The organism is Blastococcus sp. HT6-30, assembly GCF_039729015.1.
Taxonomy (GTDB): Bacteria; Actinomycetota; Actinomycetes; order Mycobacteriales; family Geodermatophilaceae; genus Blastococcus.
Map to the genome: position 1 here is coordinate 2,466,796 of NZ_CP155792.1, position 11,901 is coordinate 2,478,696.

Consider the following 11,901-nt stretch of genomic DNA (forward strand, 5'->3'; position numbering starts at 1 on the left):
CCGGCGGGTCGATCCGCGGCGAGCGACTGTCCGGCAGGGAGAGTGCTCGCATGCCATCGGCGAACCCGGCGCTGGACGAGGTCATGGGGCGGCTGGCGTCGCTCCGTCAGCACGAGCGGGACGGTCGTCGCTCTCCGCACAAGCCGCTACTGGTCCTGCTGGCTCTTGGTCGACTCGCGAACGAAGGATCCAGCATCGTCCCGTGGTCGGTCGCCGAGGAACGGCTCGCGGATCTGATCGCCGAGTTCGGGCCGCCGTCCGGGACAGGTCGCGCGCAGAGCGCCGCCTATCCGTTCACCCGCCTCCGCAGGGACGGCGTCTGGACCTTGGACAAGGACGTCCCGGACGACCGCGTGAGCCCGCTGCGCACCGGCGTCACCGGGCATTTGGAGGGCAGCCTCGAACGCCTGCTGCGTGAGCATCCCGCGCTGGTGTCGAGCGCCGCACGGAGCCTGGTGGACGCCCACTTCCCGTCCACGATCGCACCGGACGTGCTGCTCGCCGTCGGGCTGGATCCCGAGCTCGTCGACGACGACGCCGGCGGAGCGCCGCTACCGAAGAGCGAACGACGGCGCAGCCACACCTGGCCGGCAGCCGTCCTGGAGGCCTGGGACCGGCAATGCGCGTTCTGCGGCTTCGACGGCCAGGCGGGGGGCGTGCCGGTCGGGTTGGAGGCCGCCCACATCCGCTGGTTCAAGCTGGACGGCCCCGACTCGCTCGACAACGGGTTGGCCCTCTGCTCGCTGCACCACAAGCTGTTCGACCGCGGCATGCTGGGGCTGGACGACGACCTGGCGATCGTGGTGTCCCAGCGCTTCTCCGCTCGGACGGCGCACGGACGCGCGATCTACGACCTCCACGGCCAGCGGCTGTCCCCACGTCCCGGGACAACCTTGCCTGCTGAGAAGCACGTGGTGTGGCACCGGGAGCAGGTCTTCCACGGATCACCCCTGGTGGTCTGACCGCCGCGGTACCCACGCCGCTTGCACGGCTTCTGCCAGGCCGTCGTGCGACACCGCCTCGCCGGCCAGGGCCTCCACCCGAGACAGCGCCAGGCTCTTCTGGCCCGTCTCCTCAACGGTTCGGCGCGGCAGGACCCAGAACGTCCACTGCTCAAGGTCCAGCGGGTCGTACGAGGCGTGCTCCCGAGCGGTCACGAGGGCGAAGACGTAGACGTCGGCGTTGTACGTCGCGGAGTCCGCGTAACCCGCCGTCTCGTCCCAGGTGCGCCCGTTCAGCCCGCCGAACCGGATGGACGACGGCCGGGATTGCGCCCACGCCTGCACGTAGGCGCTCGACTTGACCTCCACCCGGATGCCGTTCGGCGTGACGACGTCGTAGGCATCCCACTCGATGCGTGGACTGCTTTCGGCGCCCAGTGCCTGCGCGACCAGGAACTCGGCGAGCATCGGACGGACCGTGTTGCCGCGCAGGTCCGACAGCGCCCAGGCCCAGAAGTCCCGCACCGTCCCCGTCGATCCCTGGATCGGTTCGTCGCCCCGCAGCAGCCGGGTGGGCGGTGGCTGGAGTCGGGGAACCTCGGACGTCACGGAGCCGGTACCTCGACGTCGACGACGTAGCCGTCGTGATCGCTCAGTCCCGTCGCGTCCAGGCGTCTGGCATCGCGGACCGTCCAGGACGTGGGCACGGCGATGTGGTCGATGCTGAGCAGCCCATCTAGCCGATGGGGCAGCTCAGCCGTGGGCACCTGCAGGCCCAGCAGATTGACAGCCGCACGGACGTGGGCGCGTCCGCCCTTCGATCCCGCGTATTCGTCGCCCGAGAGAGCGTGATTCCAGTCCCCGCCCCAGACCAGATCCTGATGAGGCAGCGCGCAGACGAGCTGTCTCACGGCATATCGAGTCCGCCCGGAGTGCAGGTTGCGCGGCGGTTCCGCACCGGGCCAGGTGGGTTCACCGCCGGAGTCTCTCCACGGCAAGATCGACGAGCAGTACGTGATGCCATCGATGACCGCAGCAGCACTGGCGACATGCGGGTCCGGTAGGGGCGTAAGCGGCGCTCGGCTGAAGACAGCCGCCCAGCTTCGGCGCGCAGCCATCCGCGCGTTTCCGCGGTGCATGCAGTAGTCGGGCAACTGGACCGTCTCGTTGACCTCCGTCAACAGCCAGACGTCGCAGTCAGCCGCCAGCAGGAACTCCTTCCACCCCGGCTTCAGCCAGCCCGCCATGTTCCAGGTTCCGATCCGCACGCTTCGACACTCACACGGAACACGCGCGGACCGCGGCAGGCCACGGCACGTCGGTGCGATTTTGCGTGTGGCGCTGCCCCGGTTCGCGACTTTGCCCCCTCCACCTTCACGCCATGACGGGCGAGGCAACTGGCACCAGCGCGCTGGTCGACCACATCGATACGACCCTCCTGCGGCACTGGACGCCTTGGCCGGGGGGCCGGCCCCATCCGTCAGAGGCCGCGCTGATCGACGCTGCCCTATCCATCCGGGCGGCGTACGGACGAGCGGCGGATGAGGGCCGAGCGGCGACCGGAGTCCATCGAAGTGTCGAGCGTTATCGGGCCGAGAACGCATCTCCGCTCGATGAACTCGAGCGGCTCACTCGCGCCGACGCCGGGCGCCTGGCAGAGCTGCTGGGGTATCAGTGAGAGGCGGCGCAACCCACGAAGGCGTCGGTCAGGTCCGCCTCGGCCGGCGCCGGGTCGTCATACGCTCACCCGGCCCGCTCGTCGCGCTGGTCGTCGTCCCCGCGCCGACGGAACGTCCGCCCGGCGATCCCGCTGGACAGCCGGCCCGTCACCGACTTGGCCCGATCGAACGTCTCGCCGCCCAGGCGCCGGGACACGTCGACGCCCTCCGCGCCGGTCTCGAGCATCCTGTCCCGGAACTCCGTGACCGCGGCCGTCCATGCCTTCGCCTCCACCGTCTGTCCACCGAACTCGATCCCAAGGCTTCCGCGGAAGTCGGCGACGGCGACGGCGACGTGTTCCCGGGACCGCACGATGGCCGGGGACTGGATCGGGTTCAGCAGCACCTTCGCGTTGGCCGTGCCAGCAGCCGCATCCATCCGGGCCACCAGTTCCTCGGTGCACTCCGAGATGGTCTCGAGGCGCTTGTGACGGACGGCCTTCAGTCCGAGGCGGTGCCCGTCCAGATCGTCCGGAGCCACCTCCAGGACGCGGTCGAGCTCGAGCACGGCGATGGCGTCCTGCAGCTGGAAGCATCGAGCGAGGACGGCGAGCCACTCCTGAGCCTTGGACTCGGCCTCCTTGGCCGACTTGGCCAGATCGGCGACGCTCGTCCCGCGCTCCAGCTTCTCCGCGAGCGCATCGAGCTGGCGCAGCGCGTAGGCCTGGGTCCGCGCGATCGTCGCCGACGAGGCCTGCACCTTCGACCACGTGACCTCGTTGACCCGGCCCCCGTGATCGCGGAGCGTCATGGCCTCGTCGATGTCGAAGCCCACCCCGATCATGTCCGCGATGACGGCGTCCTCGTGGGCGCGGAGCACGTCATCGAGCTTCCGGTCGATCGTGGCGAGGTACTCGGTGATCTCGTCCATGGTCTGCTTCATCGCGAGCTGCGCCATCATCCCCGCAGCACCGGTCAGCAGGGCCGGGTTCGGCGCGGCGGATCCGGCCCCCTTCACGGACTGGACGAACTTTCCGGCCTGGCCCACGGACTTGCCCTGCGTCACCGCACCAGTGCTGAGGCCCGATGTCGCACTCTTCTTCAGCCCCTGGACCAGGTGCGCCGACTCCTTGGTCAGTTGCACCCAGCGACCCGCCATGGCCTGGATCTCGGGAACCGCCTGTGCGACCTCTGCGCCGGTCCTGAAGACCGCTGCGAGACGAGGCAGGTCCAAGTCCTTCGACGCCAGTCGCTCGGCGGCGAGGAAGAGATCGACGGCAGTCGGACTGCCGATGACCGCCACGCCGTCGCCATCGCTGATCAGCTGAATGTCGGTGTCCATCGTCGACTCCTCGGGCGTAGGCAGGCCGCAGCAGCGGTTGCTACGTGGCAGGAAGGGCACCGCGCGGCGCCGTCACTCAGCCGCACAGGTTTCGTGTTGGACGGTAACCAGCCGGACCGGTTCCTCCGGGACGCGCGACGGTGTCCCGTACCGATGAGGCCATCACGCCACTCGCGTCCCGCCGTGCCCTGACGTCACGCGTCGGGCCTGCACCGGCGTCGCGTACCCGTCGGGCGGCCGCTCGCGCGTCGCGTCCATCTTCTCGCGGGCGATCCGACGCGTCCCTCGCCGCCGCTCGTCCGGTACCGATGCCGTCGATCCGTCGTCGGAATGAAGCAGGCCCGCGCGCGAACCCGTTGACAGCGGTCGGCACCCGAGCACGATGACCTGCGGCGACGCCGCCGGGGCGCCGCGCGCCTGTCCCCGGAAGGGAGGGCGTCATGCACGCCCGCAGCACCACGATCAATGCCGACCCGAACCGCCTGGACGCCGGCATCGCCGACGTCCGCGACGACGTCATGCCCGCCGTGAGCGACATGGACGGCTACGTCGGGCTCTCCATGCTCTGCGACCGGGGAACCGGCCGCTGCATCGTCACCACCGCCTGGCGAAGCGAGGAGGCGATGGCCGCCACCCGCGACGCGGTCCTCCGGATGCGCGAGCAGGCGGCAGAGCAGTTCGGCGCTCCCCCGCCCGAGGTGCGGGAGTGGAAGATCGCGGCGATGCACCGACTGCACCCCGCAGGCGACGAATCCCGCGCCCGGGTCACCTGGTCGCGCGTCGACCCGGCCAGCACCGACCGCGTGCTCGACGTCTTCCGCACCGACCTCGTCCCGCGGATGGACGAGATGCCCGGCTTCTGCAGCCTCAGCCTGCTGCTCGACCGGCAGACCGGCGACAACTCCCTCACCGCCGTCTACGCCGACCGCCGCTCCATGGAGGCCTCCCGCCAGCGGGCCACGTACATCCGCGACGAGTTCCGCCGCGGGCTGCACATGTCGGCCACCGACGTCGCCGAGTTCGACCTCGTCCTGCACCACCTGCGCGTCCCCGAACTGGTCTGAGAGCCCCGGCCGCCCGGAAGCGCGGCTCCTTCGGACATCCCGCTGCGCCGGCGACCAGGCTCCCCGCCCCGTCGGCGCGGCAGGTGGTGACCGCAGCACCGACGGGGTGCGACGCCCCTACGGTGGGGCATGACCTCGCCGGATCCCCTGCCGGCCGACCTGGTGCTCGAGGGCGGCGGCATCAAGGGCATCGCGCTCACCGGCGCCGCCGTCGAGCTGCTGGGCCGGTACCGGTTCGAGCGGGTGGCCGGCTCCTCGGCGGGCGCCGTCCTGGCTGCGTTCCTCGCCGCGGGCCTCTCCGCCGACGGGATCCGGGCCGCGGCGGCCCGGCTGGAGTACGACCGCATCCCGGACTCCTGGGCACCGGTGCCCCTGCTGGCGCCGGCGGCGGGGCTGCTGCTCCGGTCGGGACTGCACCCGGGCCGCTACATCACCGAGTGGGTGCGCCGGGAGCTGGCCGACCTCGGCATCGTCACCTTCGGGGACCTGCGGCGCGAGGACCCCGGCGACGACCCCGCGTTGGAACCGTGGCAGCGCTACCGCCTGGTGGTGACCGCGACCGACGTCACCCGGGGCCGGCTGCTACGGCTGCCGTGGGACTACCGCGAGTACGGCCTGGACCCCGACCGCCAGCCGGTTGCCGACGCCGTCCGTGCGTCTCTGGCGATCCCCTACTTCTTCGCACCCCGCAGCGTGCGGGACCCGCGCACCGGGCGGAGATCGACCCTGGTGGACGGCGGGGTGCTGTCCAACTTCCCGATCGAGATCTTCGACCGCACCGACGCGGCCACGCCGCGCTGGCCGACCTTCGGCGTGGGGGTGGGCGACACGCTCGCCGACGAGGACGTCTCGGTGTTCGGCGGCCGGCACCTGCTGCCGCCGCTGCGGCTGCTGGACTCCCTGGTCGCCACCGCGGTCACCGGGCGGGACCGCGCCTACCTGGCCGACCCCTGCGTGCGCCGCCGGGCCTTCGCGATCGGCACCACCGGCACCGGGCTCACCGAGTTCGACGTCGACGCGGCCGAGCGGGCCCGGCTGGTCGCGGCCGGCGAGCGGGCCGCTCGCGAGTTCCTGGTCGGCTGGGACTGGGGCGCCTACCTGCGCGACTGCCGCGGCGTCGCCCTCCCCCCGGCGCCGTCCGGTCCGCGGCCGGCGTAGCGGTCCCGCGAGGACGACCCGGCGGGCCATGGACGGGAGCACGGGGCGACGTCGGAGACGCCGGGTGGTCGATCGCGCAGGCGGCCGCGGCCGACCGGGATCAGGCCGCGTCGAGCCGGTAGAGGGCGGTGTGGTGCACCTGCAGCACCGGCTCGTCGCCGGCCAGCACCAGCGCGTCGTACCGGACCTCGTCGTGACGGCCGCGGCGGCCCACGCCGGTGACCCGCCCGTGCGCGGTCAGCTCCGCCGGCAGCCGGGCGGCGCTGAGGAAGCGGCAGTCGCTGGAGGTGTGGATCCACGGCCCCAGGGCGACGTTCTGCATGAGCAGCTCGTTGACCAGCCGCAGCAACAGCCCGGGATGGACCAGCGCCTCCTGCCGGTACAGGTCCAGGGGCTCGCCGATCGCATCCAGGTACCAGTCGTTGCGCTCCACGGTGCCCGCCTCCGAAACGCTGCCCAGCGGGCCGACGACCGGGTCGGCCACCGGCTCGGGTGGTGCGGCCACCTGCCGGTAGCCGGTGAGGTCAGGACGGTCCGCGCCGAGCCCGGCCGAGCCGACGCACCGCACCTCCCCGGACGGGTCGCTGACGGTGAGCCGGCCGTCCGCCGCCTCGACCAGCAGCTCGTCGCCGTCGTAGGTGGGCCGCCGGAAGCGCAGGTCGATCCGGCCCCGGGAGAGCCACTCGGCTCCCCAGACCGCCACCAGCGGCGTCGTCGTGCGGGCGAACAACTCGACGCCGGGCACCAGTGCGCCGGAGAAGCCGTACCGCCGCGCCACGTCGTCCTCGTGAATCTTGTTGGTCGACTCCTCGACGACGTGGGCCACGAAGCGGTGAGGTGCGGGAGCGGTCACGTCAGCGGATGCTGCCGTGCCGGTCCCCCGGTGTCGACACGGAGGCCGGCGACCGGGCGTGCCCGGCCACCGGGAAGGTCGACCCCACCCTCGTGCCCGTGTCCGTCGCCGACCCATTTGCAGGCTGCGTGCCGACTCCGACGGCGCCTGCGCACGCGCTCCGTCGAGGACACGCCGGCCTCGACCCGCTGGGTCGGCGCGGAACGGCGGTGGCGGGCTACGCCTGAGCCGACCGCCGCATCGACCACATCTGGGCCGGGCGCTCGGACTGCATGGCGACGTCCCACGGGATCGCGCCGGTGACGGCCTCCTTGCGGAAGTTGCTCACCGCGATCCGCGCCAGTTCGGGGTCGGCGGCGACGCGGGCCGCCAGTTCCCGGGCCCGGTCCTCGACCGCGGCGTCGTCCGGCGCGTCCCAGGCCAGTCCGAGCTCGACGGCCTTCGCCCCGTTGATCTCCTCGCCGAACAGCGCCATCGCCGCCGCTGCCTCGCGGCCGATCAGCCGGGACAGGATGACGAAGTGCCCGCCGCCCGGGTGCATCCCCCGCTTGAGGAAGCCGGCCAGCAGCCGGGCATCGCGCGCGATGATCCGCAGGTCGGTCGCCAGCAGCATGTTCATGCCGGCGCCCACCGCCGAGCCGCGCACCGCCGCCACCGTGGGCACCTTCACCTGGCCCAGCCGGTAGAAGGAGTCGTAGATCTTCCCCATGCCCTCGTAGGCGTCGGGCGCCGCCGGGTCCTTGCCGGCCGAGGTGAGCGTCGCGACGTCGCCGCCCGCGCAGAACGACTTGCCGACGCCACGGAGAACCAGCGCGCCGACCTCCGGCTTGGCGTCCACCTCGTCGAACGTGGCGATCAGCTCGTCGGCCATTCCGGGCGTCAGCGCGTTGCGCCGGTCGGGGGCGTTCAGCGTCACGATCGCGACGCCGCCGTCCACCTCGAGCTGAACCTCACCGGTACCGGCCACGAGCCCACCTTCCTGCCGAGCGGACCGGCCCCAGCGCCGACCCGGACATTCCCTGACAGGCATCACACCACGGGCCCGCACCGGCCCGCGCAGAGGCTCTTGGTGTCGATCGGCCCGCCGGGGCCGGGTCCGTGCGGCTGGGGCGGCTCGGTCGCCGTCGTCCTCAGCCAGCAGACGCCGGTGACACGACTCCGTGACGTGCGGGCCCGCACGCGCGGGCTCCACCCCGACGAGCGTCCTCGCGCCCGCTCCGGCCGTCCGCACGACACACCGGGGCGTCAGCCGCTCCGCGCGCGTCCCACCCCGAGCCCGGGTTACGTTGACGTGACGTAGATCGCACACCGCGCCGAGACAGAACTGGCAGGGCCCATGCTGTACACCGCGTACGAAGTGAACCGGCGGGCGGGAGCGCCCGTGGTGGCCGCGTCGCAGCTGACCGCCCGGGCGCTGGAGGCGCTGCCCGCCCCGCTGGGGCGGATGCCCGCGCTGCGCCACGTGCACGCGGCCTGCGACATCCTCGGCCACGCCCGGCCGACGCACGACCGCCCGGAGTTCGGCATCGACTCCGTCCTGGTCGACGGCGAGACGGTCGCCGTGCGCGAGCGCCCGACGCTGCGGACGCCCTTCGGCACCCTGCTGCACTTCGAGAAGCCCGCGGTTCCGGGCCAGCCACGGGTGCTCGTCGTCGGCCCCATGTCGGGGCACTTCACCACGCTGATCCGCCCGACGATCCGGACCCTGCTCTCCGACCACGACGTGCACGTCATCGACTGGCACAACGCCCGCGACATCCCGGTCGAGCACGGGGCGTTCGGGCTGGACGAGTACATCGAGCACGTCGTGGACGCCATCCGGTACCTCGGTCCGGACACCCACGTCGTCGCCGTCTGCCAGCCCGCGGTGCCCGTGCTGGCCGCGGTCGCGCTGCTCGCCGCCGCGGACGACCCCGCCCAGCCCCCGAGCATCACGCTCATGGCGGGCCCGGTCGACACCCGGGTGAACCCGAACCGGGTCAACACCGCGGCGACGACCAAGCCGCTGTCCTGGTTCGAGCGCCGCGTCGTCGACACGGTGCCGCGGGGGCACGCGGGCGCCGGGCGGCGGGTGTACCCGGGCGTCGTCCAGCTGACGGCGTTCATGTCGATGAACCCGAAGCGGCACCTGTCGGCCCACGCGCAGCTGTACCGCGACCTGGTCGCCGGCAACACGGAGCGGGCGGCCACCACGCGCGCCTTCTACGACGAGTACGGCGCGGTCATGGACGTGCCCGCGGAGTTCTACCTGGAGACGGTCGCCCGCATCTTCCAGGAACACCACCTCGCGACCGGCCGCCTCACCTGGCGGGGGCAGCGGGTCGATCCGGGCGCGATCCGCCGGACCGCCCTGCTCACCGTGGAGGGCGAGAACGACGACATCTGCTCCCCCGGGCAGACGCGCGCCGCCCACGACCTGTGCACCGGGATCCCGCGGGAGCGCAAGCAGCACCACCTGCAGCCCGGGGTCGGTCACTACGGCGTCTTCAGCGGCTCCCGCTGGGAGGGGGAGATATACCCCGTCGTCCGCGGCTTCATCGACCGCGCCTCGGAGCGGCTGTCCGCTCCGGCCTGAGCGCGTCGGGCGACGGCGGCTGACTCGCCGGACAGCCTGACCGTCGACAGCCCCGGCGGCGGCGAGGACACCTGGGTCGTGCCGGCGGCGGGCCGGCCGATGCGCGGATCCGCCGGTGAGCTGCGGTCCGCCGGCCCGACGGGCCCTCCCCTGAAACTCGTGCGCGAGGTCCTCACCGACCCGCCGGACAGCGGCGTGGGACCATCCGCCCGAGCACCGTGGGCGCCATGCTGCACGGGCCCGCCGCGCCCCGGACCATCCCGGACTCGAACGCTGTGGGCGCTTGCTCTCCGGGAGAGGTGTCGGCGGAACATGGAGGACTCGGCGCGGTGACTGCAGACCTCGCGACGGACGTGATGCCCGGCACGGAACCGGCCGACGGCTCGGCAGCCGGTGCCCGGATGTCGACGGGCACCGTCGAGGAGGCGGTGGCGCTCGCCGAGGGGCTCGTCGACGCCTGGGGCAGCTGGGGCCCCAACATGACGCCGGACGCCCGGCAGGTGGCCTTCATCAGCGACCGCTCGGGCAGTCCGCAGCTGTGGATCCAGGACGTCGTCCTCGACGGCGCGCAGCCGCCGGCCCGGCACGTGCCCCTGTCCGACGACCCGGTGGTCTCCGTGCGGTGGGCGGCCGACAGCCGCTGGCTGGCCTGCGAGGTCGCGACCGACGGTGGCGTCCGGACGGCGGTCTGGGTGGTCCGGCCCGACGGCTCCGACGCGCGCCGGATCGCCGGCGGCCCCGACGAGCACGCCGAGCTGGGCCCGTGGACCCGCAGCGGCCACCGCTTCGTGGTCACCTTCCCCGGCACGGCGGCCGGCACCCCCACCCGCGCCTACCTCGCCGACCCCTCCACCGGCCGGCTCGACCCGCTCGCAGACGGCGACCTCATCCACGTGCTGGACATCTCGCTGGAGGAGCGGTTCATCGTCCTCCGCGACGGAGAGCGGGGACAGGAGTACGTCAGCGTCGTCGACCGCCTCATGGACGAGGACTTCAGCGCGCTGCCGCAGGGCGCCACCGGGTCCACCGAGGTGGCGCTGATCCGGCCGGCCCCCGACGACCACGCCGGGCCGGTGTACGTCTACCTCGCCTCCGACGTGGGCCTGCCCCGCCGGCAGCTCATCGGGCTCCCGTTCGGCCCCAACGGCTGGCGCGGCGAGGCGCGGACGCTCGCGGCCCGGGAGGACGCCGAGCTGGAGTGCATCGACGCCGACGACGCCGGCCGGCTGCTGCTGCTGGTGTGGAACGTCGCCGGGCGCAGCGAGCTCGAGCTCCTGGACACCGCCACCGGGGGGCGCACCGCCATCTCGGGGCTCCCCGGGCTGGTCGCCGCCGACCCGGTCCTCAGCCGCGACGGCGCCAGCGTCGTGCTCGGCGTGCAGGGGCCCACCCGCCCGCGGGAGCTGTGGCACCTGGACACCACCACCCACGCCTGGACGCGGGTCACCTCCGCCCCGCCGCTGCCCCGGCGCCGGCTGGTCGTGCCGACCCTGGAGACGTTCCCCGGGCGCGACGGCCTGCCGCTGAGCGGCTGGCTCTACCGCGCTCCCGGCCGGCTCAACGGCCCCGGCCCGGTCGTGCTCTACCTCCACGGCGGGCCCGAGGACCAGGAGCGGCCCACCTTCGCACCGCAGCACCAGGCGCTGGCGGCCGCCGGCCTGAGCGTCTTCGCGCTCAACATCCGTGGCTCGTCGGGCTTCGGCCGGGAGTTCGTGCACGCCGACGACCTGCACGGCCGGTACGACGCGTTCGCCGACGTCCTGGCCGCCGCCGAGCACCTCGTGGAGGCCGGCATCGCCGAGCCCGGCCGGCTCGCGGTCACCGGCCGCTCCTACGGCGGCTACCTGACGCTCGCCTGCCTGGCCTTCTCCCCGGGGGTGTTCGCCGCCGGGGTGGACGTCTGCGGCATGTCCGACCTGGTCACCTTCTACCGCGACAGCGAGCCGTGGATCGCCGCGGCCGCGGTGACCAAGTACGGGCACCCGGAGCGTGACCGGGCGCTGCTCGAGGACATCTCTCCGCTCGCCTCGGCGGAGAGCATCGACGTCCCCCTGCTGGTCGTGCACGGCGAGCACGACACCAACGTGCCGATCGGTGAGGCCCACCAGATCGTCTCGGCGCTCCGGGAGCTGGGCCGGCCGGTGGAGTACCTGGAGCTGCCCGGCGAGGGGCACGTCTTCCGCCGCGCGTCCTCCCGGAAGGCGCTGGCCGCCGCGATCACCCGCTTCCTGCACGACCGGTTGCGGCTGGGCTGACCCCGTCCGCCGGGCCCGTCCGGCAGGACCACCGCCCGTCGCCCTCGCCTCACGC

Annotated in this window: 11 protein-coding genes; 6 read left to right on the forward strand and 5 right to left on the reverse strand. The window is 73.1% G+C overall.

Annotated features, from left to right (window positions below; translation table 11 throughout):
* Window positions 1-50: 50 nt before the first annotated feature.
* The gene (locus ABC795_RS11890; protein WP_347057397.1) at window positions 51-962 is read left to right on the forward strand and encodes a phosphorothioated DNA-binding restriction endonuclease; all 912 of its coding nucleotides are present in this window, start codon (window positions 51-53) and stop codon (window positions 960-962) included.
* Here the strand turns inward: ABC795_RS11890 and ABC795_RS11895 are convergent.
* Together ABC795_RS11895 and ABC795_RS11900 are read right to left on the reverse strand one after the other, a co-directional pair.
* On the reverse strand, window positions 945-1,550 hold the full coding sequence (locus tag ABC795_RS11895; protein ID WP_347057398.1) for a hypothetical protein: 606 nt from the start codon (window positions 1,548-1,550) through the stop codon (window positions 945-947). The two genes, ABC795_RS11890 and ABC795_RS11895, sit on opposite strands and share 18 nt — an antisense overlap.
* The gene (locus ABC795_RS11900; protein WP_347057399.1) at window positions 1,547-2,209 is read right to left on the reverse strand and encodes an endonuclease/exonuclease/phosphatase family protein; all 663 of its coding nucleotides are present in this window, start codon (window positions 2,207-2,209) and stop codon (window positions 1,547-1,549) included. Before ABC795_RS11900 ends, ABC795_RS11895 begins: the two co-directional genes overlap by 4 nt.
* Window positions 2,210-2,322: 113 nt before the next feature.
* On the opposite strand from ABC795_RS11900, the gene ABC795_RS11905 reads away from it, so the two are divergent.
* A complete protein-coding gene (locus tag ABC795_RS11905) occupies window positions 2,323-2,619 on the forward strand; it encodes a hypothetical protein (protein ID WP_347057400.1) in 297 nt (98 codons plus the stop codon).
* Window positions 2,620-2,684: 65 nt separating this feature from the next.
* Here the strand turns inward: ABC795_RS11905 and ABC795_RS11910 are convergent, their stop codons facing one another.
* Window positions 2,685-3,941: a hypothetical protein gene (locus ABC795_RS11910; protein WP_347057401.1), complete on the reverse strand. Its 1,257-nt coding sequence runs from the start codon at window positions 3,939-3,941 to the stop codon at window positions 2,685-2,687.
* Between the two features lie 440 nt (window positions 3,942-4,381).
* Here ABC795_RS11910 and ABC795_RS11915 point away from each other — a divergent pair, with 440 nt between their 5' ends.
* Together ABC795_RS11915 and ABC795_RS11920 are read left to right on the forward strand one after the other, a co-directional pair.
* Complete coding sequence (locus ABC795_RS11915) at window positions 4,382-5,005, forward strand: hypothetical protein (RefSeq protein ID WP_347057402.1); 624 nt, start codon at window positions 4,382-4,384, stop codon at window positions 5,003-5,005.
* Between the two features lie 129 nt (window positions 5,006-5,134).
* Window positions 5,135-6,163, forward strand: coding sequence for a patatin-like phospholipase family protein (locus tag ABC795_RS11920; protein WP_347057403.1), 1,029 nt, complete (start codon window positions 5,135-5,137; stop codon window positions 6,161-6,163).
* A 100-nt stretch (window positions 6,164-6,263) separates the two neighbouring features.
* Here the strand turns inward: ABC795_RS11920 and ABC795_RS11925 are convergent, their stop codons facing one another.
* Window positions 6,264-7,016, reverse strand: a complete 753-nt coding sequence (locus tag ABC795_RS11925) for a hypothetical protein (protein ID WP_347057404.1) — start codon at window positions 7,014-7,016, stop codon at window positions 6,264-6,266.
* Window positions 7,017-7,233: 217 nt separating this feature from the next.
* Window positions 7,234-7,983 carry an enoyl-CoA hydratase/isomerase family protein gene (locus tag ABC795_RS11930; protein WP_347057405.1) on the reverse strand — a complete coding sequence of 250 codons (750 nt, stop codon included), beginning with the start codon at window positions 7,981-7,983 and terminating at the stop codon, window positions 7,234-7,236.
* Window positions 7,984-8,352: 369 nt separating this feature from the next.
* On the opposite strand from ABC795_RS11930, the gene phaZ reads away from it, so the two are divergent.
* Window positions 8,353-9,591, forward strand: coding sequence for a polyhydroxyalkanoate depolymerase (phaZ, locus tag ABC795_RS11935; RefSeq protein ID WP_347057406.1), 1,239 nt, complete (start codon window positions 8,353-8,355; stop codon window positions 9,589-9,591).
* 329 nt (window positions 9,592-9,920) lie between these two features.
* Window positions 9,921-11,846 (forward strand): S9 family peptidase, encoded by a 1,926-nt coding sequence (locus ABC795_RS11940; RefSeq protein ID WP_347057407.1) that lies wholly within the window; start codon window positions 9,921-9,923, stop codon window positions 11,844-11,846.
* The last annotated feature ends 55 nt before the right edge of the window (window positions 11,847-11,901 follow it).

Excerpts from the sequence above, each read along its gene's own strand:
- ABC795_RS11890 (WP_347057397.1), top strand. The coding sequence starts at position 51 with ATGCCATCGGCGAACCCGGCGCTGGACGAGGTCATGGGGCGGCTGGCG.
- ABC795_RS11905 (WP_347057400.1), top strand. The coding sequence starts at position 2,323 with ATGACGGGCGAGGCAACTGGCACCAGCGCGCTGGTCGACCACATCGAT.
- ABC795_RS11910 (WP_347057401.1), bottom strand. The coding sequence starts at position 3,941 with ATGGACACCGACATTCAGCTGATCAGCGATGGCGACGGCGTGGCGGTC.
- ABC795_RS11915 (WP_347057402.1), top strand. The coding sequence starts at position 4,382 with ATGCACGCCCGCAGCACCACGATCAATGCCGACCCGAACCGCCTGGAC.
- ABC795_RS11920 (WP_347057403.1), top strand. The coding sequence starts at position 5,135 with ATGACCTCGCCGGATCCCCTGCCGGCCGACCTGGTGCTCGAGGGCGGC.
- phaZ (WP_347057406.1), top strand. The coding sequence starts at position 8,353 with ATGCTGTACACCGCGTACGAAGTGAACCGGCGGGCGGGAGCGCCCGTG.